This window comes from Micromonospora nigra (genome assembly GCF_900091585.1).
Classification (GTDB): domain Bacteria; phylum Actinomycetota; class Actinomycetes; order Mycobacteriales; family Micromonosporaceae; genus Micromonospora; species Micromonospora nigra.
In genome coordinates this window covers 541594-564364 of record NZ_FMHT01000003.1, presented here as the reverse complement: position 1 = coordinate 564364, position 22771 = coordinate 541594, and the positions used below count along the sequence as shown (strand labels likewise).

Annotated in this window: 18 protein-coding genes and 1 pseudogene; 14 read left to right on the top strand and 5 right to left on the bottom strand. The window is 72.9% G+C overall.

What is annotated here, in order from left to right; genetic code table 11:
- The first annotated feature begins 2 nt into the window (after positions 1-2).
- From GA0070616_RS02320 to GA0070616_RS02275, 10 genes are all read left to right on the top strand, one after another.
- Complete coding sequence (locus GA0070616_RS02320; protein ID WP_091075468.1) at positions 3-227, top strand: MbtH family protein; 225 nt, start codon at positions 3-5, stop codon at positions 225-227.
- A 183-nt stretch (positions 228-410) separates the two neighbouring features.
- Entirely contained in the window at positions 411-3941 is a 3531-nt protein-coding gene (locus GA0070616_RS02315; RefSeq protein ID WP_091075464.1) for an AMP-binding protein, read from the top strand.
- Complete coding sequence (locus tag GA0070616_RS02310; RefSeq protein WP_091075461.1) at positions 3938-5653, top strand: non-ribosomal peptide synthetase; 1716 nt, start codon at positions 3938-3940, stop codon at positions 5651-5653. The genes GA0070616_RS02315 and GA0070616_RS02310 overlap by 4 nt, the downstream gene beginning before the upstream one ends.
- Positions 5640-8783 carry a type I polyketide synthase gene (locus GA0070616_RS02305; RefSeq protein ID WP_217628174.1) on the top strand — a complete coding sequence of 1048 codons (3144 nt, stop codon included), beginning with the start codon at positions 5640-5642 and terminating at the stop codon, positions 8781-8783. Before GA0070616_RS02310 ends, GA0070616_RS02305 begins: the two co-directional genes overlap by 14 nt.
- The gene (locus tag GA0070616_RS02300; RefSeq protein WP_091075455.1) at positions 8780-10006 is read left to right on the top strand and encodes a MupA/Atu3671 family FMN-dependent luciferase-like monooxygenase; all 1227 of its coding nucleotides are present in this window, start codon (positions 8780-8782) and stop codon (positions 10004-10006) included. The genes GA0070616_RS02305 and GA0070616_RS02300 overlap by 4 nt, the downstream gene beginning before the upstream one ends.
- Positions 10003-10725: a thioesterase II family protein gene (locus tag GA0070616_RS02295; RefSeq protein ID WP_175439957.1), complete on the top strand. Its 723-nt coding sequence runs from the start codon at positions 10003-10005 to the stop codon at positions 10723-10725. Before GA0070616_RS02300 ends, GA0070616_RS02295 begins: the two co-directional genes overlap by 4 nt.
- Positions 10722-11660, top strand: coding sequence for an aminotransferase class IV (locus tag GA0070616_RS02290; protein ID WP_091075449.1), 939 nt, complete (start codon positions 10722-10724; stop codon positions 11658-11660). Before GA0070616_RS02295 ends, GA0070616_RS02290 begins: the two co-directional genes overlap by 4 nt.
- Before the next feature lie 12 nt (positions 11661-11672).
- On the top strand, positions 11673-12407 hold the full coding sequence (locus GA0070616_RS02285) for a beta/alpha barrel domain-containing protein (RefSeq protein WP_091075445.1): 735 nt from the start codon (positions 11673-11675) through the stop codon (positions 12405-12407).
- A gap of 150 nt (positions 12408-12557) precedes the next feature.
- Complete coding sequence (locus GA0070616_RS02280) at positions 12558-13103, top strand: GNAT family N-acetyltransferase (protein ID WP_091075442.1); 546 nt, start codon at positions 12558-12560, stop codon at positions 13101-13103.
- A 70-nt stretch (positions 13104-13173) separates the two neighbouring features.
- A complete protein-coding gene (locus tag GA0070616_RS02275) occupies positions 13174-13902 on the top strand; it encodes a hypothetical protein (RefSeq protein WP_091075439.1) in 729 nt (242 codons plus the stop codon).
- A gap of 162 nt (positions 13903-14064) precedes the next feature.
- Here GA0070616_RS02275 and GA0070616_RS02270 read toward each other — a convergent pair whose 3' ends face one another.
- The gene (locus tag GA0070616_RS02270; protein ID WP_091075435.1) at positions 14065-14892 is read right to left on the bottom strand and encodes an SDR family oxidoreductase; all 828 of its coding nucleotides are present in this window, start codon (positions 14890-14892) and stop codon (positions 14065-14067) included.
- A gap of 162 nt (positions 14893-15054) precedes the next feature.
- Positions 15055-16248: an endonuclease gene (locus GA0070616_RS02265; RefSeq protein WP_245712621.1), complete on the bottom strand. Its 1194-nt coding sequence runs from the start codon at positions 16246-16248 to the stop codon at positions 15055-15057.
- A 112-nt stretch (positions 16249-16360) separates the two neighbouring features.
- On the opposite strand from GA0070616_RS02265, the gene GA0070616_RS02260 reads away from it, so the two are divergent.
- The gene (locus GA0070616_RS02260) at positions 16361-16801 is read left to right on the top strand and encodes a hypothetical protein (RefSeq protein WP_139128828.1); all 441 of its coding nucleotides are present in this window, start codon (positions 16361-16363) and stop codon (positions 16799-16801) included.
- A 72-nt stretch (positions 16802-16873) separates the two neighbouring features.
- On the opposite strand, the gene GA0070616_RS02255 is transcribed toward GA0070616_RS02260, so the two are convergent.
- Positions 16874-18166, bottom strand: coding sequence for a CehA/McbA family metallohydrolase (locus GA0070616_RS02255; protein ID WP_139128827.1), 1293 nt, complete (start codon positions 18164-18166; stop codon positions 16874-16876).
- 334 nt (positions 18167-18500) lie between these two features.
- On the opposite strand from GA0070616_RS02255, the gene GA0070616_RS02250 reads away from it, so the two are divergent.
- Positions 18501-18923, top strand: a complete 423-nt coding sequence (locus GA0070616_RS02250; protein ID WP_091075424.1) for a DUF2867 domain-containing protein — start codon at positions 18501-18503, stop codon at positions 18921-18923.
- On the opposite strand, the gene GA0070616_RS02245 is transcribed toward GA0070616_RS02250, so the two are convergent.
- Positions 18883-19596 carry a hypothetical protein gene (locus GA0070616_RS02245; protein WP_091075422.1) on the bottom strand — a complete coding sequence of 238 codons (714 nt, stop codon included), beginning with the start codon at positions 19594-19596 and terminating at the stop codon, positions 18883-18885. The genes GA0070616_RS02250 and GA0070616_RS02245 overlap by 41 nt on opposite strands.
- 123 nt (positions 19597-19719) lie before the next feature.
- On the bottom strand, positions 19720-20508 hold the full coding sequence (locus GA0070616_RS02240) for a hypothetical protein (RefSeq protein ID WP_091075417.1): 789 nt from the start codon (positions 20506-20508) through the stop codon (positions 19720-19722).
- A 389-nt stretch (positions 20509-20897) separates the two neighbouring features.
- Here GA0070616_RS02240 and GA0070616_RS02235 point away from each other — a divergent pair, with 389 nt between their 5' ends.
- Together GA0070616_RS02235 and GA0070616_RS29285 are read left to right on the top strand one after the other, a co-directional pair.
- Positions 20898-21107 (top strand): MbtH family protein, encoded by a 210-nt coding sequence (locus GA0070616_RS02235; protein ID WP_091089685.1) that lies wholly within the window; start codon positions 20898-20900, stop codon positions 21105-21107.
- 462 nt (positions 21108-21569) lie between these two features.
- Positions 21570-22694 (top strand): annotated as a pseudogene (locus tag GA0070616_RS29285) (condensation domain-containing protein); the annotation flags it as partial.
- Positions 22695-22771 lie beyond the last annotated feature (77 nt).

Here is a 22771-nt window from a genome sequence, read left to right as displayed (position 1 = left end):
CCATGAGCAATCCGTTCGAGGACCCGGACGGCACGTACCTGATCCTGCGCAACGACGAACACCAGTACTCGCTGTGGCCGGCGGCGATGCCGGTGCCGGACGGCTGGCAGGTGACGCACGGCCCGGCAGGCCGGCAGGAGTGCCTGGACTTCGTGGAGACCAACTGGACGGACATGCGACCCCGGAGCCTGGCCGAGTGGATGGACGCGGAGGAGGCCGCCCGGTAGGCGACCGGCGTGCCGCCCGGGGCGCCGGGCGGCACGTAACCCGGTGCGAACCGGTGAGGGTTAACGTGCCGGCATGTTCGACCTGACCCCCGGCACGACCCGGTCGTTCCGCGCTGCCGAGGCGCGCGCAACGGACCGCGGTGCGGCGGTCGTGGCCGGGTCGGCGACGGGGCGGGGGCGACGGTGACCAGCGAACACGACAGCCTCGCCGACGCGCTGCGGGCGCACGGCCGGCACCGCGCGGATCGGGTGGCCTTCACCTGGCTGGGCGACCTGACCCACCCGGCCGGCCGGCTGACCTACGCCGAGGCGGACGCCGCCGCCGCGCGGGTCGGCGCCCGGCTGGAGGAGAGCACCGCCCCCGGCGACCGGGTGCTGCTGGTGCATCCGCCGGGTCTCGGGTTCGTCACCGCGTTCCTCGGCTGCCTCTACGCCGGGCGGGTGCCGGTGCCGGTGTACCCGGTGCTGGACAGCGTGACCGGCGCGCAGACGGTCGGCCGGATCGTGGCCGACAGCGGTGCCGCGCTCGCCTGGACCTCGGACGAGACCATGGCCGACCTGGCCCGCCGGGTGCTCGACATCCCGGCCGAGTGGCGGCCGGCCGACGGGCCGCTGGCCCGGCCGGTGCCGGTGGACCCGGCAGCGCCGGCCTTCCTTCAGTACACCTCCGGCTCCACCGGGGCACCGAAGGGCGTCGTCGTCACCCACCGGGGGCTCGTGGCGAACCTGCGGTCGATCGCCAGCGCCTTCGACCACGACGAGAGCGCCGTCGTGCTGAGCTGGCTGCCGGCGTACCACGACATGGGCCTGATCGGGAACCTGCTGCACCCGCTGCACGCCGGCATCCCCGCGTACCTCGCCGCGCCCAAGGACTTCGTCCGCAACCCGGTCGCCTGGCTGCGGGCGATCGGCGAGCTGGGCGTCACCACCAGTGGCGCCCCGAACTTCGCCTACGACCTGGTGATCAGGTCGCTCGAACGCGCGCCCGTCGAAGGGCTCGACCTGTCCGGGTGGCGAAAGGCGTACAGCGGTGCGGAGCCGGTGTCCGCAGGGACCCTGGACCGCTTCGCCGAGCTGCTCGCACCGGCCGGCTTCCGGCGGGAGGCGTTCATCCCCTGCTACGGACTGGCCGAGGCGACCCTGCTGGTGACCGCGGTGCCACCCGGGACGGGAGCCCGCACCCGGGCGTCCGCCGACGGCACCGAGGTCGTCTCCTGCGGGGTGCCGTACGGCTGCGAGGTCGCCGTGGTCGACGGCGACTCCCCGGTGGCCGACGGCGAGGTGGGCGAGATCCTGGTCAGCGGCCCGAGCGTCGGGGCCGGCTACTGGGGCAGGCCGGACCCCACCGGCGCGGTCTTCGGCGCCGCCGTGGCGGGTCGGGCGGAATCCTGGCTGCGCACCGGTGACCTCGGCTTTCTCGTCGACGGGGAGTTGCACGTCACCGGCCGGGTCAAGGACGTGATCGTGGTCCGGGGCCGCAACCTCTATCCGCAGGACCTGGAGCGGGTGGCCACCGAGACGGTGCCGACGCTGCGGGCCGGCGGCGTGGTGGCCTTCGCCGACCCGACCGGCCGTGGCGTCGTCATCGTCGGGGAGGCGCGGGGCCGGGGGCTGGGCCCGGACGACCGGCGGCGGCTCACCGTGGCGATCACCGCCGAGTTCGGTGTCACCCTGGTCGATGTCGTCGGGGTGCGGCCGGGAACGGTGCCCAGGACCACCAGCGGCAAGCTGCGACGCGGTGAGACGGCGCGTCGGTACCGCGACGGTGACTACGGCGCACGCGACGCCGGGAACGGCCCGGTCGACGCCGGAACCGGCCCGACTACGGCTGGTGCCGACCCGAAGGCGGTCGATGCCGACCCGGCTGTGGCCGGTGCCGCCGGGCGGGAGTCGGCGTCGGGGGTCCGGCAGGCGGTCGAGACGGCGCTGGACACACCGATCCCGCTGGAGACGGAGCCGCTGGTCAGCTACGGCATGGACTCGCTCACCGCGCTGCACGTCTCCGAGGTGATCTTCCGTCGGTTCGGGGTCGACGTGCCGGTCCGCGACCTGCTCGAAGGGTTGAGCCTCGCGGACGTGACGGCCCGGGTGGTCGACCGGCCGGCCGGCACGGCGACGCAGGCGACCGGTCCGGGCCGGGCCGCGCCCCCGGCGGGTGGCCCCACCCACGGCCGGTTGTCGAAGGCCCAGGAGTCGCTGGCGTTCCTCCAGATGCTCAACCCGGACAGCGACGAGTACAACATCTCCTTCGCCTGGCAACTGGACCCGGCGACCGACGTGGACGCGTTCCACGCGGCCCTGCGGGCGGCCGTGCGCCGGCAACCGGAACTGGCGGTGCGCATCGTCGCCGACGGCAACCTGCGCCGTCGGGAACCGGTACCGGCGCACCGGATGACCGAGGCGCTGAACCTGGTGCCGGTCCCCGTCCGCGACGACCGGCTCGAGGAGCAGCTCGGGTACGCGGCGACCGTGCCGTTCCGGCTGGACGAGGGGCCGCTGCTGCGCCTGCACCGATGGCAGTCACCGGACCGGCAGGTCTACCAGCTCGTCGTGCACCACGCCGTCACCGACCTCTGGTCGCTGAGCGTCGCCCTGCGCGACCTCGGACACGGGTACGCCGAACTACGCGCCGGCCGCACCCCGCCGGCCGCGCCGCGCGGCTCGTACGACGAGTACGTCACCGCCCAGGAGGAGTATCTGGCCGGCCCGGACGCCGCCGACCGGGACCGGCAGCTCGCCGAGCGGCTGCCGAACCGGGCCGGGTCCCTCGACGTCCGCACCGACGGGGCACGCGGCAGCCGCCGCAGCGCGCGGGCCGGTCGGGTCGAACGCGTCGTGCCCGTCGCCGACCCGGGTGCCGGACCCGCGCGGGTGGCGCTGCTGTCGGCGCTCTGGGCGGCCTGCCTGCACCGCTACGGCACCCCGAACCCGGTGGTGGTGGGCGTGCCGGTGGTCGGCCGGCCGTCCGGCCGGTTGGCCGAGGTCGGCGGGCTCTGCACCAACACGGTGCCCCTGGCCGTCGAGGTGCGACCGGAGCAGCGGCTGACGGACCTGGTCGACGACGTCCGCCGGCAACTGGTCGCCGGACTCGACGCCGGCCTGTATCCCCTGGTGCGGGCGGTGGAGGCGGTGCGCCCACGGCGGGCCGCCGGCCGCCTGCCGCTGGTGGAGACGCTCATCACCGTGCAGGAGAACCCGCTGCCGCAGGTGCCGGGCCTGCTCGACGCGATCAGCGGGCGGGCCTCGCGGCTGGACCTCGACGGACTGACCCTGCGCGTCGTCCCGGTGCCCCGGGACAGCTGCCGGTACGACCTCGACCTGGTGGTCACCCCCCGCGACGGCGGCTACCTGCTGACCCTGGACCACGCCACCGACCTGTTCCTGCCCCGGACCGCCGAGGCGATCCTGGCCACGTACGCGGCGATGGTGCGGGCCGCCGACTCCGCCGCGCCGACGGTCGTCGACGACGTGCTGGTGCTCTCCCCGGCCGACGAGGACCTCACCCGGGCTCTCGGCGGCTGCGACACGCCCCCGCTCGATCCGCCGGCCCTGGCCCGGATCCGCTCGGTCGCGGCCGAGCGCCCCGACGCGCCGGCGCTGGTCGAAGCGGGCCGGACCATCGACTTCGCCGAGTTCGTGGCCCGGATGGACCAGGTCGGCGGGGCGCTACGGGCCGCGCTGGCCCCCGAGCGGACCACGGGCGGTGCGCGATGACCCACCGGGACGCCGCCGAGGCCGCCCGCCGGCAGGTCGGCCTGCTGCTGGAGTCGCCCGCCGACTTCACGGTCGGGATGTTCGGTGCCTGGTCGGTGGGGCTCGGGGTGCTTCCGCTGCCCGTCGAGTTCCCCGATGCCCGACTGCGGGAGATGCTCGCCGACTGCTCGCCCCGGCTGCTGCTCACCTCGCCGACGCAGGCGGACCGGGCGGCCCGGCTCGTCGCGGACCTTCCGCACCCCCCGACCGTCGTGCCGTTCGACGTCGCCCCGGCAGCCGGGGCGACCGGGGCCGCCGCGCCGGCCACCGACGCCGGACCCGGTCCCGACGACCCGGCGTACACCGTCTACACCAGCGGGTCCACCGGCCGTCCCAAGGGCGTACTGATCCGACAGGGCCAGGTGGCGCACCTCGTCGCCTGGGAGGGACAGGCGTGGGAGCTGGGCCCGTGGGTGCGGATGGCGCAGACCCTCTCCCTCGGCTTCGACTTCGGCCTCCAGGAGCTGTTCACCGCCCTGCCGTACGGCGGTTGCGTGGTCGTGCCGGCACCAGCCGACCGTCGCAACGCCCGCAGCTACGTGCGGTTCCTGCGGCGGGAACGGGTCACCGTCCTGTTCACCACCCCCTCGTACGCCGACCAGCTGGTCGCCACGGGTGAACCCCTGCCGGACCTGCGGCTGGTCCTGCTCGGCGGTGAGGTGCTGAAGCGGTCCACGGTGACCGGACTGCGCACGCTCGTCGCCGCCGACTGCCGCCTGGTCAACGGGTACGGCCCGACCGAGGCCACCGTCAACTGCCTGGCCTACGAGATTCCCGCAAAGGTGCCCGACGAGGACCTGCCCGCGGTGCTGCCGGTCGGGCGACCGTCGGCGGCGAGCCGCATCTGGCTGGCCGACGACGACGACCGGCCGCTCCCGGTCGGGGCGCTGGGGAACATCCTCATCGCCGGGCCGGGCGTGGCCGACGGCTACCTGCACCGGCCGGAGGCGACCGCCGAGCGGTTCGTCACCGACCGGTCCGGCGACCGCTACTACCGCACCGGCGACCTGGCCCACCTCGACCCGGACGTCGGCTTCGTGGTGGTGGGACGCGCGGACCGGCAGGTCAAGGTACGCGGCTTCCGGGTCGAGCTCGGCGAGGTGGAGTTCGCCATGCGGGACGTGCCCGGCGTCGTGGCCTGCGCCGCGCTGGTGGTGGAGGAGCCGAGACGACTGGTCGCCTTCGTCACCGGCGACCGGGTCGACCCCACCGAACTGCTCCGGCTGGTGGGTGCGCGACTGCCGGTGGCCATGGTGCCCGAGCAGGTCGTCACGCTCGACGAGCTGCCGATGACCGCGAACGGCAAGCTCGACGAGACGCCCCTGCGGCAGGCGGCGCAGCGCGAGTACACCGAGGTGCTGCCCGGTTCGGCGGGGGTGCGCGAGGTGGAGGCGGCGGTCTGCCGCATCTGGGCCGACGCGTTGGCCCTGAGCACGATCGCGCCGGACGTGAACGTCTTCGACGCGGGCGCCCACTCGCTGGTGGTGACCCGGGTGCACCACCAGCTCCAGGTCAGCCTCGGCGTGACCTTCCCGATCCACTACCTGTTCGAGTACCCCTGCCCGCGGGACCTCGCCGGGCACCTCGCCGCGCGGCGTACCACCCGTCCGACGTCGCCCGCCCCCGCGCTGGCCCGACCTCCGAAGGACCGACATGGCCATGACGCCCCTTGACGAACACCCCGATGCGGTAGCGATCGTCGGCATGGCGGCCCGCCTGCCCGGCGCGCCGGACGTCGACACGTACTGGCTGAACCTGTCCGAGGGCGTCGAGAGCGTCACCCGGCACAGCCGCGAGGAGATGCTGGCCGCCGGGGTCAGCCCGGACCTGGTGGACAACCCGAACTACGTGGACGCCACCGCCGCGCTGGAGGACGCCGACGCCTTCGACGCGGCCTTCTTCGGCTACTCCGCCCGCGAGGCGTCCATCATGGACCCGCAGCACCGCATCTTCCTGGAGACCGCGTACCACGCCCTCGAGGACGCCGCCTACGACCCGCGCCGCTACGACGGCCAGATCGGGGTCTACGCCGGCTGCACGATGAACACCTACATGCTCTACAACGTGATGGGTCACCGCGACGACGTCGCGGCCATGGTGGGTGACCTGCAGACCATGGTCGGCAACGACAAGGACTTCCTCGCCACCCGGGTCTCGCACCGGCTGGACCTGCGCGGGCCGAGCCTGAGCGTGCAGACCGCCTGCTCCAGTTCGCTGGTCGCCATCCACCTGGCCGCCCGTGCCCTCGCCGACGGGGAGTGCGACATGGCGCTGGCCGGCGGATCGTCGGTGCGGATGCCACTGGGCGGCGGCTACCTCGCCAACCCGGGCGGCACGTCCTCGCCGGACGGCCACTGCCGGGCCTTCGACGCCGACGCGGCCGGCAGCATCCCCGGCAACGGCGCGGGGGTCGTGGTCCTGAAGCGGTACGCCGACGCGCTCCGCGACGGCGACCAGATCCACGGGGTGATCCTCGGCTCCGCCATCAACAACGACGGCCGGGCCAAGGCCAGCTTCACCGCGCCGAGCATCGACGGCCAGTACCGGGCGGTCAGCCGGGCGCTGGAACGGGCCGGGGTGTCGGCACGGGACATCCAGTTCGTGGAGGCGCACGGCACCGGCACCCCGCTGGGCGACCCGATCGAGGTGGCGGCGATCAGCCGGGCCTTCGAGCAGTCGACGCCGGACCGCCAGTACTGCTGGCTCGGTTCGGTCAAGCCCAACATCGGTCACCTGGACGCGGCGGCCGGCGTCGCCGGCCTGATCAAGGCGGTCCTGGCGCTGCGACACCGCCAGGTGCCGCCCGTGGTGAACTTCCGCCGCCCCAACCCGAAGCTGGAGCTGGACACCAGCCCGTTCCGGGTGCCGAGCGAGCTGGTGGACCTGGAGTCCGACGGGCCGCTGCTCGCCTCGGTCAACTCGCTGGCCATGGGCGGCACCAACGCGCACGTCGTGCTGCGGGAGCCGGACCCGTCGCCCGCCGCGACGCGCTCCGCCCGGCGTCGACACGCGGTGCAGCTGTCCGCGCGCAGTCCGGAGGCGCTGGAGGAGATGAGCCGCCGCCTGGGCCGCTGGGCCCGGGAGCACCCCGGCGTCGAGCTGGCCGACGTGGCGTACACGCTGGCCACCGGCCGGCAGGAGTGGGAGCACCGCCGGGTGGTGCTGGCCCGCAACCTCACCGACGTCGCCTCCGCCCTCTCCGCCACCGGCAGCCGGCGGCAGAAGACCGGGCAGCGCCGCCCCAACGACCGCCCCGTGTTCCTCTTCCCCGGGCAGGGCGCGCAGCGGGTCGGCATGGGCGCCGCCCTGGCCCGTCGGGACCCGATCTTCGCCCGGCACCTGGAGACGGTGCTGGACCTGTTCAAGGGGGCCGGCCTGGACCTGCGGTCGGCGATCCACCCGGAGGCCGGCGACACCGAGGAGACCCGGGCCGCGCTGGCCTGGACCCAGGTCACCCAGCCGGCGCTCTTCGCGGTGGAGTGGGCCCTCGGGCAGACCCTGGTCGACCTGGGCGTACGACCCCACGCCATGCTCGGACACAGCATCGGTGAGCTGGTCGCCGCCGTGCTCGCCGGGGTGCTCGACCTGCCCGACGCGGTCACGCTGGTGACCCTGCGCGGGCAGGCGCTGGCCGAGACGGCCGAGGGCGCGATGCTCTCGGTCAACCTGCCGGTCGACGAGGTGCGGCGACTGTTGGACGGCCGCGACCTGAGCGTCGCGGCGGAGAACGCGCCGTCACTGGTCGTGGTCGCCGGCACCGAGGAGGCCGTCGAGGAGTTCGCCGCGCTGCTGCGGGCCGACGGCGTGACCACGACCCGGCTGCGGGTCAGCCACGCGTTCCACTCCGCGCTGGTGCAGCCGGCGGCTGAGCGGCTGCGGGCCGGCCTCGACGGGCTCACGCTGCGGGAGCCGCGGATCCCGATCGTCTCCAACGTCACCGGCGACTACCTGACCGCGCAGGAGGCGACCAGCGCCGACTACTGGGTCGCCCAGATGTGCCAGCCGGTGCGCTTCGCCGACGGGGTGCGCACGCTGGTAGCCGACCAGGCGTCGGCGTTCCTGGAGGTCGGGCCGGGGCGGTCGCTGAGCGCCCTGGTGCGGGCCACCGCCTCGGCGGCCACCTGCCTGCCGGTGCTGACGGTGGACGACACCCAGGAGGCGGAGGACCTGCTCGGCGTCCTGACCGACCTGTGGTTGCTGGGCGGCAGCTACGACATGGCCGCCTACTACGGTGACGAACAGCGCGCCAGGTTGTCGCTGCCCACGTACCCCTTCGCCCGGACCCGGCACTGGCTGGACCCGATGCCCCCGGCCCCCCGCGCGGCGGCCCCGGCCCAGGCGTCCCCGGTCGTGGCGCCGGCCGCCGCGGCCACCCCGGCCGAGGACGCCGGCTACACCCGCACCCAGCGTTACCTCGTCGCCCTGTGGAAACAGTTGCTGGGCACCGAACGGGTCGGACTCAACGACAGCTTCTTCGACCTGGACGGCAACTCGCTGCTGGCCATGCAGATGGTCACCCAGGTCCGTCGCGACGGTGCGGCAGAACTGGAGATGACCGCGTTGTTCGAGTCGCCCACCGTCGCCGGGCTGGCCGCCCACCTGGAGGGCAGCGGCTTCGTACCACCGGACGGACCGCCGGCCCCGGACGCGGCCGGGGCTGCCCGGCCGGAGACGGCGGCGCCCGCCCAGGCGCCCGGCGGACCGGCCGACGAACTGGCCGCGCTTCTCGCCGAGGTCGACGCGCTCTCCGAGGACGAGGTCGCGGCCCGGCTGGCCGAGCTGGACGGGACGGCGGACCGATGAGCGCCCCGATCGACGGCGTCGACCTGGACCAGCTGACCCCGCAACGCCGGGAACTGGTCGAACGCCTGCTGCGGCAGCGCCAGGCCGGGGCCACCCCGGCCACCCCGACGCGCTCCGCCGAACCGGCCGCGCCGGCTGCGGTGCCCGGCAGGCGACCGGCACTCGCGGTCAGCCTGTTCTTCTTCTCCGCAGACCTCGACGACGCGCCGGCCGACAAGTACGACCTCGTGCTGCGCTGCGCCGAACTCGCCGACGAACTGGGCCTGCACGCGGTGTGGGTACCCGAGCGGCACTTCGACCCGTTCGGTGCGCCGTACCCCGCACCGGCGGTCCTGCTGGCGGCGATCGCCGCCCGGACCCGTCGGATCGGGCTGCGCGCCGGCAGCGTCGTGCTGCCGCTGCACGACCCGCTCCTGGTGGCCGAGGAGTGGGGCGTGCTCGACGCGATCAGCCGGGGCCGGGTGGCGCTGTCGCTCGCCTCGGGCTGGCACGCCGACGACTTCGTTCTCGACCCCGACTCGTACGAGCGTCGCAAGGAGGTGCTGACCGAACGGCTGGAGGTGCTGCGTACCCTGTGGCGGGGCGACGGCAGCCTGCGCGCCGCGCCGCAGGGACGGACGATCGAGACGCGCACCTACCCGCGGCCGGCCCGGCCCCTGGAGACCTGGCTGACCAGCTCCAGCAACCCGCAGACCTGGCGGACCGCAGGCGCCCTCGACCTGCACGTGCTGACGGCGATGCTGGAACAGACCGTCGACGACATCGCCGAGAAGGTGACGCTGTACCAGAAGGCCCGCGCGGAGGCCGGGCACGTCAGTGACGACCGGCAGGTCACCTGCATGCTCCACACCCACCTCGCGGAGCGGGCGGAGGACGTGGTGCCCCGGGTGCGTGAACCCCTGGGCCGCTACCTCTCGGCGCACCTGAACCTGTTCGAGAAGTTCGCCTCCACCCAGGATGTCGGGGTGCGCCCGGAGGAGGTCACCGAGGCCGACCGGGCCCTGCTGCTGGAGCACGGCCTCCAGCGGTACCTGCGGCAGTCCGGCCTGTTCGGCAGCGTGGAGACCTGCCTGCCGATGGTCGACCGACTGGTCGCGGCCGGGGTGACCGAGCTGGGGTGCCTGGTCGACTTCGGCCTGCCGGACGAGCAGGTCTTCGAGTGCGTCCGGCAGCTCGGCCGGTTGCAGGAGCAGGTACGCGACCGCGCGGAGGAAGCGCGTTGACCGCCTGGTTCAGCGTCTACCCGCACCTGGGCGGGGGCAGGGGCACCTACCTGCCGGTGCTCGCGGAGTTGCGACGGGTGGCGACCTGCCACGTGCCGACGCTGCCCGGCCGCGACGGCCGGTACGGCGAACCCGCCCACCGCACCTTCGCCTCGCTCGGTGACGACCTGTGGCAGCAGTTGCGGGTCGAGCTGGACGCCGGCGCCGACCCCGGTGAGCTGGTGCTCTTCGGGTTCAGCATGGGTGCCCTGCTCGCGACGGAACTGGCGGCCCGGCTCGCCGAGCAGGGCACCGGCTGCCGGGGCCTGGTCGTCGCCGGTTCGCCGCCCCCGCACCTGCTGGACGCGGTGGAGCGCATCGGTGACCTGCCCGACGACGAGTTCGTCGCGGCCCTGGCCCGGCACGGGGTGATGGCCCAGACGGTGTTGCCAGAGGCCGAGCTGCGGGAGCTGATGCTGCCGATCTGGCGGGCGGACTGCGCGGTGGTGGAGAGTCACCCACGTGCCCGAGTGCGGCTGAGCTGCCCGGTGCTGGCGGTGGCCGGCAGCGCGGACCCCCTGGTGGACGCGGCGCAGTTGGCAGCCTGGCAGCAGGTCGGCGGGCCCGGTTCCCGGTTCCTGACGGTGCCCGGCGGGCACGGCGCGGTGCTGGAGAACCACGGCGTGCTGCTGGAGTTGTTGACCGAGGCCGCCGGCGTCGACCTCCGGGCGTCGCGATGAGCGTCCAGGGCAGCGCCGTGCGCACCGTGTGGGACCCGGCCGGCCCGGAGGGTCTGCCCTTCGGCAGCAACAGCATGCAGCACGGCACCGCCGTGTTCGAGGGAATCCGGTGTTACCCGACGGAGCGGGGCCGGGCGGTCTTCCGCCTCGACGACCACCTGCGGCGGTTGCTCGGCTCCGCCCGGCAACTGGGCGTCCCGCACGACTACGACCTGCCCCGGCTGCGCGAGCGGGTGCTGGCCGCGGCGGACGCCGACGGCCCGGACGAGTCGTACCTGCGCCCGGTCCTCTACACCCCCGAGGGGCGGCTCGGCGTCGACCTGGGGCGGTTCCGGTTCGTGCTCGCCGTCGAGGTCTACTCGACCGCGTCGGCCGACACCGGCGTGGGCGCCCTGCCGCCGGGCGTCCGGCTGACGGTGTCACCCTGGCGTCGTCCGGCCGCCACCTCGTTTCCGCCGCAGGTGAAGGCGACCGGCACGTACGCGGTGTCTGCGCTGGCCCGCACCGCCGCCGCGGCGGCGGGATTCGACGACGCGATCCAACTCGACCCGGTCTCCGGCCGGGTGGCGGAGGCGACCGTCGCGAACGTCTTCGTGGTCCGCGACGGTCGGCTGCTGACGCCGTGGCTCTCCGACAGTCTGCTGGCCGGCATCACCCGGGACACCGTGCTGGTGCTCGCCCGGCGGCTCGGCATCGACGTCGTCGAGGGGCCCGTCGAGGTGGGCGACCTGCACCGGGCCCAGGAGGTGTTCCTGACCGGCACGGCCGCCGAGCTGGTGCCGGCCACCGAGATCGACGGGCACGGGACCGACCCGGCCGGCCCGGTGTTCCGAGCTGTCGCGGAGGCCTTCCGCGACACCGTCCGCGGGCGACGTTTCCGTGATCTGGGCTGGCTCACCCGTACGTCCGAACCCCACCAAGCTGCCCGTATCTGAGGAGGAACACTCGTGGAACTTTTTCACTGCTTCGGTGCCCGGCCCGAGCACCGGGTGGACACCCGCCAGGCCGTCGACATGCTCGCCGCCAGCGGATGCCGCTGGCTCGCCGTCAACACCCACACGATCGACGAGGTCTCGCGCGGCGACGACCTGCCGATCGGCTACTCGACCGCCACGTTGGGCTCGGTCCGGGACGCACTCGGCGCGGCCTCCCCGGTGCGGCCGGTGCTCAACATCAACCACCCCACCACGGCGGCCGAGGCCATCGACCGCACGCGTCGGGCGGTCGAGATGACCGGCCTGCGGATCATCAAGTTGGAGGTCCTCGACGAGGGCTTCAACCTCAGCCAGAACGCCGCCGTCGTGGAGGCGGCGACCGTCCTGGTGGGGGAGGGCCTGGAGGTCTGGCCGCTGATCACCCCGGACGCGGCGGTCTTCGCCGACTGCGTCGAACTGGGCAGCACCATGGTCCGGGTGATGGGTTCCCCGATCGGGGCCCGGCGGGGCATCGACCCGCAGTGGCGCTCGGCCACCGACGCGCTACTCGCCGACGCCACGGTGCCGGTCATGCTCGACGGCGGGGTCGGGTCCGTGGAGCACGCCGTCGCCGCCGCCGAGCAGGGCTTCTCGTCCATCCTGGTGAACTCCTGCCTCTTCGCCGACGGGGACCCGGTCGCCGCGCTGCGTGAGTTCCGTGCGGCGATCGACTCGGTCGAGAAGCCGACGGAACTCGTCGGGCGCTGAGGCGTCCGAGTTCCATCGGCGACCGGTGGGCGTGGTCCGGCTGTCGCCACGGTGGCGGACAACCGTCTCGGAGATGGTTGTCCGCCACCGTGGCGTCGTCGGGGTCCCGGAGCCCCGGACGATCCGCCGCCGCTCGCGAGGGCAGCCGTCGTGACGGCGCTGGAGACCCCGCGCACCGTCCTGCGCGGGTGGTGCCCGGAGGACCTGCCGGCGATGGCGGCGATCAACGCCGACCCCGAGGTGATGCGGTGGATCGCCGACGGTTCCGTGCTCGACCGCGAGCGCAGCGACGCGCGGATCGCCGCCTACGAGCGCCACTGGCAGGAACACGGCTTCGGCCTGTTCGCGCTGACCCTGCGGCCGACCGGGGAACTGGCCGGCTTCGCCGGGCTGGCGGTGCCCGCCTTTCTACCGGAGATCATGCCCGCCGTCGAGATCGGCTGGCGCCTGGCGCGGCGGCACTGGGGGCGGGGGCTGGCGACCGAGGCCGCCCGGGCGGTGCTCGACCATGCGTTCGGGACACTGGCGCTCGACCGGCTGGTCAGCGTCCACCAGATCGGCAACGACGCCTCGGAGCGGGTCATGCGCAAGCTGGGCATGCACCTGGACCGCGATACGGTGGACCCGGCGACCGGGCGTTTTCTGCGGGTCTACGCCATCGACCGGCCGTCGGCTCCGGCGTCGCCCGGCCGTTGACGACGAACCTGCGGCCGACGACGAACCGGCTGTCGACGGTGAAGCGGCGGCCACGGGCGACAGGAGCATCATGGGCGGGACGGTCGACCGGATCTCGATCCGGGTGACGGTGGCCGACCCTGCGCGCGCCACTGCCGTCGAGACGAGAATCCTCGTCGACGACCGACCCGTCGTCGCGGAGGTGTTCACCGCCGGACCGGCCGAGCCGCCCGAACACCTGCTCGGTCCCGATCATCGGCTCCACGCCGACGTCGAGCCGCACGAGGTGCGGCTGGCCGAGGCCGACTGCACCGAGGGCTGCTGCGGCGCGCTCTACGTCACCATTCAACGGTGCGGTGACCAGGTCGTGTGGCGCGACTGGCGCAACCCCGACGCCGCCGGGCTCACCCTGCGACCGTTCACCTTCGACGCCGCCCAGTACGACACCGAGATCGCCCGCGCCGAATCCGACCACAGCTGGGAGTGGCACGAGCGGACCGTGGCCCGTCTCGTCGGACAGCGACTACGGGAAGACCCGGAGCTGCTGGGCCGCTGGGACTGCTGTCCAGGCTGGGTGGAGGCCCGTCCGAACGACTCCGGCCGCGTACACGTGTCGTACTTCCACCCGCGGCCCCCGAGTGCGGGCGAGCAGCCGTGGCTGCAGTTCGTGGCCGTCCTCGACGTTGCCGCGGGCGACCCGGCGAAGGCTGCCGGCGGTGTCGTCAGCGCGCTCTGCGACGGCGACCCGCGTCGGCAGGGCCGGCTGGCCGGTGGCACCAGGGAGGCCGCACGGCAACTGGGCTTCCGGTGGCCGCCGTAACCGATGGGCTTCCGGTGGTCGCCGAAACCGATGGGCTTCCGGTGGTCGCCGTAACCGACGCGCGGTGGAAGACGGCCGTCCCGGGGGCGTGGACCAGCCCACTGTGGTGGTGGGCCAGCCCGCGTGGATGCAGCCGCCCGGCGGCGGCGATCGCGGGCCGGGTCATCCGAGGGTGTGGTGACCCGCCTTGACGACCTGGTCGTACTCACGGCGTCGGGCGTCGTAGGCGGCCTCCAGGAACGTCTCCGAGTCCGGTCCCACCGGCAGCCGCAGCGGCGGCGACTCCAGCTGACTGAGTCGCCAGACCACGTCGGCGAACAGCTCGGGGGAGTTCACCTCACTCGCGGTGTTCAGGCCGCGCAGCGCGCCGAGCAGGCCGTCGCTGACCGGTGCGTAGTCCGCGATCCGGTGCTCCGGCATGACCAGGTTGGTGCCGTACCCGGTGGCGAAGCCGCCCGGCTGCAGGATGGTGACCTTCACTCCGAGGTGCCCGGCCTCGACGGCCAGCGACTCGGCGGCTCCCTCCACCGCGAACTTCGTGGCCGTGTACGCGGCCAGCCCGGGGAAGGGAACCACACCGGCGATCGAGCTGACGAAGATCGCGTACCCGTGGCGCTGCGCCCGCCACAGCGGCAGCACGGCCCGGGTGAGTCGCCACGGCCCGAACACGTTGGTGTCGAACTGTGCGGCGAGTTCCGCGTCGGAGACCTCCTCGAAGGTGCCGAACTGGCCGTAGGCGGCGTTGTTGACCAGGATGTCGATGCCGCCGAACGCGTCCACGGCCCGCTCCACCGCCGCCGCGCACCGCGCCGGATCCCGTACGTCGAGGGCGGCTGCCACCAGGTTGCCCGGATGCCGGGCCACCAGTTCGGCGAGGGTCTCCGGCCGCCGGGCGGTCGCCACCACCTGCTCGCCCTCGGCGGCTAGCCGGGCCGCGAGGGCCCGACCGAGTCCGCTCGAACATCCCGTGATCAACCAACGCTTCGCCATCGTTCTCGACCTGCCCAGTCCCGTGGGTGAACCGACGATTGCAGACTGTCAGGGTCATTGGCGCGGGTGAAGGGACCTCAGCTGTCGCGAACCGGATTCGTCGGGTACCCGGCGCACCGCCGGCTGCTGCCGGAGGAGCGCCGGTCCGCCCGGTCCGCCCGATCACCCCCAGATCGAGGTCGCCCACTCCGGATGGTCGATGAACGGGTTGCGGTTGCCCTGCCAGCGCTCATGGATCACCTGGTTGCGGCGCTTCTCGAAGGCGTCCGGCGGGTCGGCCTGGTTCCACTGCAAGAGCACTGACAGCTTTCCGTGGTACGGCGCGGAGCCGTTGCCGACCGACTGGTTCAGCTCCAGGTCCGGCCAGCCGTCGGTGCCCTCGTACCGGATCGCCATATACATGATCATGCGGGCCACGTCGCCCTTCACCGCGTCGCGCGGCTCCCACGAGTCGGCGTCGGTGTAGCAGCCGGGTGCCTCGGCGACCGTGCTGCCACCGAGGTCGAAGTCCTTGTTGCCACGGCTGGCGTTGACCGACACGTCGGTCGGCCGCAGGTGGTGCACGTCGGTACCCGGGCCGGTCGCGGTGCCGAAGTCACCGTGCGACTTGGCCCAGACGTGCTCGCGGTTCCAGTCGTTCGGGTCGCCGCCGTTGCTGGACTTGCTCTGCGATCGTCCGGTGTAGAGAAGGATGACGTTGTTCGGGTTCGCCGGGTCCTGGTCGGTGTCCTTCAGCGCCTCCCACACCCGGTCGTACGAGAGCCTGGTGTGCGACCGGATGATCGAGTGAAGGGAACTGCGCAGCGCCGTGCCGGTCTTGCCGATCGCGGCGGCGTAGTAGGTCGAGTCGTATCCGCCACCGGGGACCGTCGGGCTCGGGGTGGGGGTCGGCGACGAGGTCGGGGTGGTGCCGCCGAGGCTCATCGCCGTCGGGTTCTTCAGCCCGCCGTGGGCGAAGTACGCCGTCAGCGTCCCGGTGGCGGTGATCCGCTGGCCGCGCAGGCCCGGGTTGCTGAGCAGTCCGAAGGCGCTCCGGTACGCGGTGGTGACCTGGACGTAGAGCATCCTGCTGGTACTGGTCTCGGCCGACGTGTCGGCGATGGCGACGGCGGTGTCGGCGGTGAAGCCGGACCTGATCACCGTGTTGCTGGCGGTCGGCTGGCCGATGACGTAGCCGGTCACGGTCGCTGACCGGCCGTCCTGCGCGCCCAGCGCCTGGGCCACGGTCAACGTGGTCGCGGCCGACGCCGACGTCGACGCCGTTGCCACCACCACCGGAGTCGCCAGCACGACGACCAGCGCGCACACCGTCGCCAGCCAGGTGGACCGCGAACGGAACCTGCTCTGCATATTCATGCTCAACGATGCTATGGGGTTCGGTGTGAACGGTGGGAGGGCAGCGGCCCAACATTTGACACCGGTTCAGGATCCAAGAGCCGGGGCCGGGCCGGGATGGGATCGTGTGGCGGTGATCGTCGTGGAGTTCGACGTGCCCGTGGATCCGCTGACGCAGGTCACCGGGTTCGAGTTGGGGCACGTCACCCTGCAGTGGAACGGAGGAGCCCACAGTTCCCGCCAGCTCGGGTCCCGCGGGTTGCTGATGGGGTATCCGGCCGTCGCGGACATGCTCGACGGCGTCGTGGCCCTGTCGGCGGACCCGGGCGCCAGCTACGTGTTCACCGGCATCTCCAGCGGCTGGGGTTTCGCGGTGCGGCGAACCCGCCGGCACGGTCTCCAGGTGAGCACCCTCGCCGGCAGGCCGCTGTGCCAGACGTCCGAGGCTGACTACGCGGTGGCGGTCTGGCGCGGTGCCCGACAACTGCTCACCGCCCGTACGCCGGTGGAGGGCGCGCCGTTGACCGATCTACAGACCGCCGTCGCCGCCTTCCCGGATGCCTACCGACGCTGACGGGAGCCGACCCGGGCCAGGCGTTCCGCCTTCCCGGCACCGCGGCCGGCTCCCCAGTCTCGCGGCTGCTGCTCAGGGGCGCAGCCACCACGGACTGCTGTAGGCGACCCCGAAGTCGTTGCACGGATGGCCGGACGGGCCGGGTGTCGGATTGGGCAGCTCCGGGTCGGAGACCCGCAGTACCACCCAGTTCCCGTCGGCGGCGTCGAGCGGGACGGTGAAGTCGGCGACCGAACCGCACAGGGTGTCGACGACGTCGACGACGGTGGGAGCCGACGTTCCGGGGCGCAGTACCTGGATCCGCAGCGGCTTGCCGTCCCAGACCGTCCCCCGGTCCAGGTCCACCCGGAACCGGATGTCGCCGGAGGTCACGCCGAGGACCTGACCCATCCGTACGCCGTTCGCGGTGGCGTCGAGCCGCAGGCCGGAGACCCTGGTGGCGAAGCAGCGGCGGGCCGCCATCGCCTCGAACACCGCGGCACGGGTGTTCTCGGTGACCCAGAGACCGCTGCGCCCCTTACCCTCGTGGAACCCCCAGGTGGTTCCGTGCTCGTCGGTGACGCCGGTCAGGCCCGGCCGCCACCCGGCGTTCAGGCAGGCCACGAGCGGCGAGGACATGCCGGACGACCAGCCTTCGAACAGGTAGTCGTCGGTGCGGTTGAACATCTCCAGGCCGACGAGTTGGTCGCGGGCCGAGGCGTAGAACGAGAAGTTGCTGAACCGGCCGACCTCCCGGCCCGGGTGGTTGAAGCTGGCCAGGCCACCCGGGCGACCTTCCAGCCAGCGGTAGAGGCTGGGGGTGCTGCCCGCCCGCCACAGGTCGGCGAAGTCGGAGGTGTTCCACACGTTGATGTGGCCCAGCAGCGGGTGCGACCACTCGAACCCGCGGATCGCGGTGAACTGGCCGGGATCGTTGGCCGCGTTGGCCAGGTTGCCGGTGGTGTTCCACTCCGACTGGCTCAGCCCCTCGATGGAGAACATCGTCGCGTGGTCGGTCAGGGCGGCGACGTCGAGACCGGCCTCACGCATCGAGGCGAACGCCGCATCGGCGCTGCCGTCCCCGTCGGACATGACGGTGTGGTTGTGCATGTCTGCATGCACCAGAGTGGTTCCCTGAGTGATCAGGGAGGCTCTGGACGCCCCGGGCGCGGTCGAGGTCGGACTGCCGGCCGTCATCGCGTTGGCCGCGCGTGCGGTACCGGGGATCGCGGCGAGCATCAACATGCTGCCGGCACCGGCCAGCATGGTTCGACGGGCGATGCCCCCGACGGCGTGCTCGGCAGGATCGACCTGACCGTACGGGGTCTGGTCGGACCGGTGATCATCGTGGTGGTGGTGGCAGTGATGAAGGTGAGGTTCACTCATGGATAGACATTAGATCGATGCCAGTGTTTCCGGGACGCTGCGCCGGCCTGTCCGGCAGGCGAACACCGGCTGGCGTTCCGGCCAGCGCCACCGTCCACACCGACCCGCACAGCCACCCGGGCCGGGGACCACCACACCGAGCTGTCCCACCAACGCCGACACGCCGGCCCCTGACCAGTTGAACAGCCCCGTATGCCGTCGTGGGCTGCCGGGGACTGCGCCTCACCCGTCGCGCTCGACGAGGCTGCCCATCTTCACCGCGGTGAACACGGCCGCGGTGCTCGTGCTGACCCTCATCCTGGTCGCGATCTGAAACGGTCGCCTCGATTCTCGCCTGCGCGCCGACGCGGGTGCGTGGCGGACGGCGCAGTATGCGCGGCCGGCAGGCCTCGGCATCGAGCGCGGCGACGCCTCGGCCTTCGACACCATCAGTCGCACCGGGCGCGAGGTGCTGCTCGGCACCGACGCCAGTCACCTGACCTTCCGGGCCAGCGTCCTGGTCGAGCCGGACCCCGACGGCACGACGATCACCGTGGCCACCCTGGCGGCGACCCGTTCCCGGGCCGGCCGCGCCTACCTCGCCGTTGTCCGGCTGGTCCACCCGCTGGTGGTCAGGGCGACGCTGCGCCACGCGGGCCGGACCGCCGTCGACCCGTGGCGGTCCACCGGCTCGGCCGGGCCACGGGTCGACTCGACCATCGGCCTGGTCAGTACACCTAGGCCAGTAGGCGCTCCCGCATCATCGCGCCCGGATTGATCACGCCCACTGCCCGGGGGCCTGCCGGATCGTGCACGTCCACGGTGTTGTTGCGCCGCATGAGTTCACGGACCGGTGGAGGCAGCCGCGGTGGGTCGTCCATGGCGGCGAGGACCTGCCCGGCGGTCGAGACCAGTCGATCGGCCAGGGCGGCGGCGTCGGTGTCCACCCGCACCCGGCCGTACTCCCAGCCGGCGGTGGTGAGGTCGAGCAACTCGAACACGCGGGTCAGCAGCGGGGTCGGGTCGGTCACCCGGTCGAGCCGGCTCGCCTGTCCACCGACCACCTCGACGGCGGCGGCCACCTGTGCGTACGGGTGGAAGCCGCACGGCAACGCGAACAGCGGCCACCGCAGGGTCGGGCCGGCCTCCCGCCACAGCGGCCGGTAGTTCCGGCGGTGCACCAGCAGCCGCCGGCCCGTCCGTCGGTGCACCTCGTGGGCCTGGGCCTGGAGGTCCGCATGGGCCTCGTCGGCGACCTGGCTCACGATCCGGGCCGCTGTCACCAGACCGTCGTCACCGTCGAGCATCCCGGTGACCGCCACGACCTGCTCGGGAAACCGGATCTGCGCGTGGGCACCGTAACGGCGCTGGACGTCCCGTAGCAGCGCCTGCTGTCGTCCCGGATCGAGCTGGACCCGCCCGCCGGTCAGCAACCGCTGGAGCCAACGCATGTCGCCTCGCTTCCGCAGAGCCGTCCCGGACCGCGGCAATGCTAGTACGTCAGCCGTAGCCGGGCGGGTCGGTGCCCACGCTGGCGCCGGGCCGCGAGTCGGGGCCGTCCGCCGTGGCGATCCTCATCCTTCGAGGGGTGCGGCGTGGAACAGGGTGGCCATCGTGCGCTGGAGCCGGATGCTGTCGGTCAGCGTGTACAGGCCCTCGCCCGGTCCGGGGTCGGCACCCAGCGGAGGCTCCGGGTGCCCGGCGGCCAGCGCCAGGACCTGGTTGGCGGGGTCGGGCAGGTGGACGAGGCCACCGACAGCGAACCGGGCCTGGCCACGCTCGCGGGCGGCGGCCCGGCCGTGCAACTGCTCCAGGCTGGGCGGCCGGCGGAACCGGCCGGCGTAGAACTCGATGACCGGCCGTTCGTGGGCACCCACGACGTCGCGCACGAACGCCGCGTGGAAGTGCGCGTCCAGTTGGACGCAGACCACGTCGCCGGGGCGCAGGAGCGTCATGGTCCTGGGCTGACGCGGCCGGCGGGCCAGCGGTGTCGGCGGCGACCGGAGGAAGTCCTTGATGGCCGGGGCGTGCCGGGCGAAGGCGTCGGAGAGCACCACGTCACGGTTGAGTTCGTCCACCGCGGCCAGCGCCCGGGCCGTGACCGCTCCGTCGGCGAGGCCGTACCGGTGTAGCAGGGTCGCCAGCGCCACCCACACCTTGTCCCTCGTCACCGGGCTGGTGTCGGTGGCGTCGAGCAGGCACCGCCACCGGGTCAGGACCGGAGGTAGCACCGCCCGTTCGAGGTCGCTGTGAGTGTGTCGAGCGCCCGACATCTGCCAGCCCACCCACCGGGCGAGGTCTTCGTCCAACGCGCGTACGTGGACGGGCGCGGCGAGCTTGTCCAGAATCTGCCGATGCTTCACGGAAGGCCAGTCTGACAGAACGGGGCGAGTGCCCCGCGCCGCGGCGACGGCCCAGGCCGGGCTGGGCGTGCCGGCCGGCCCTGCTGGTCGGTGCCGGCGACCCGCACCGGAACGGCGCTCAGTTACGGCCGCGACACCGTCAGTGCTTGGTCAGGCGGTGTTCTTCGGGCATTATGTGTCGCATTTCGGCCGCCACTCAGCCGTCGACTGGCCGGTCGCGCAAGGCCCCGTCGATGTAATTTCGGTCGGCCCGCCAACTCGTATTCCCGGCGCGATGTCGGTGGGCGATCGGGTGATACATTGACACCGATCGGTCAACATCAACGAGCCGAATCGGGGGGTATAGTTCCCGGTCTAACTTGTGGGCCGTACCGCTTTGGGGAGTGTTCATGGAAGAATCCGAGGATTCGCGCCGCTACCAAGTCGTGGTCAACGACGAGGAGCAGTATTCGATCTGGCCGGACGGCTCGGAGGTCCCGGCCGGGTGGCGCTCGACGGGATTCAGCGGCGGACGGGCCGACTGTCTCGCGCACATCGACGAGATCTGGACCGATCTGCGCCCGCGCAGCCTGCGGGAATGGCTGGCCACGCAGGGCTGATCGTCGCCGCACCGCCTACGGACCGCGGGCGTCCCCGGAACACCGGGGGCGCCCGCGGTCGTCGTTCCGGCGGCGGCGACCGGCGTGCTGCGCGCACGGGTGCGCGGGGCTTCCGCCGCGGGTGACGACGGCCCCGATCCACTCGCCGCGCCGTCTCGACAACCGCCGTGCGGGCTGCTCTCGCACCGGCGATAAGTCGCCACCTTTGCCGGCTGTTCTGGCTATCGACGGATTGGGAGAACTCATTCCTCATTGTCGGGGAAATATCCGGATAGTCCGCCGTATGTGAACTGGCCGCAGAGTGGGTCGGACCGGGCATTACGGCCGGTTGACAGAGTTGAATCGTTCTCGTAGTTTCTTGTAAGTCATTCCCGGCCCGAGGCAATTCCGCACATTGCCGCCAGGTGGTCGGAGGAATTGGCGTCTCCCGATTTCGCCTGTTCAGCAGGGTGTTTGTGTCCGGTGTTCCCGGACGTGAAGGAGCTTATTTTGCCGGCACCGCCCTTGGACACCGACATCGATCCGGACGGCCGGTACGACACGGTGACGTTGCAGTCCGGCATGCTCTTCACCCGGGAACACCAGCCCCGGGCCGGTGTCGACATCCTCCAGGTGGTCGTCGACTGGCCCGCACCGCTGGACCCGGCCGCCATGCGTACCGCCTGGCAACGCGCCACCGCGCGCCATCCGGTGCTGCGTACCGCCTTCGTGTGGCCCGCCGACGGCGACCCCGCGCAGGAGGTCCAACCGGCGGTGGCCCTGCCGGTGACGCACCACGACTGGTCCGGTGAGCCGTCCGCCGCCTGTGGCGAACGGCTGGCCCGGTTCCTCGCCGACGACCGCGCCGCCGGCTTCGACTCCTCGACCGCACCCCTGGCCCGGGTCACCCTCCTCACCCACGGGCCGGACCGGCACACCCTCACCGTCACCCTGCACCACGCCATCCTCGACGGCCGTTCGGTGCACCTCCTGCTCGACGAGGTCTTCGCCGAACACGACGCGCTGCGGACCGCCCGCCCCTACGATCCGCCGCCGCGCCGTCCGTTCCGCGACTACGTGGTCTGGGTCGCGCAGCGTCCACTCACCGCAGACCGGCGCTTCTGGACCCGCCGGCTGGCCGACGTCACCCTGCCGACCCCACTGCCGCTGACCATCGCGCCGGACGACTCGCCCCGGGGGGTGGACACCGTCCGCGAACTGGCCAGGTCGCTCACCCCGGCGGCCACCGCCGCCCTCCACACGGCGGCCCGGACCGTCGGCGTCCCGGTCAGCACGCTGGTCACCGCGGCCTGGTCGGTGCTGCTGCACCGTTACGCCGGGCGGAACGAGGTCGTCTTCGGCTCCACCCGGACCTGTCGGAACGGCACGGTGGACGGGGCCGACGGGATGCTCGGCCTGCTGATCAACACGGTGCCGCTGCGGATCGACGTCGACCCACAGCAGCCGGTCCGGGACTGGCTCCTCGACGTCCGCCGACAGATCGAAGAGGTACGCCCGCACCAGCTCGCACCCCTGTCCCGGATCCAGCAGTGGAGCGGCGTGCCGGCCAGCACCCCGCTCTTCGACACCCTTCTCGTGTACGAGCACCGCGACCTCCAGGCCGCGTTGAGTCGCACGGTGCCCGACTGGGGCGCCCGGAGAGCCCGCGTGTACCGGCACCCGGC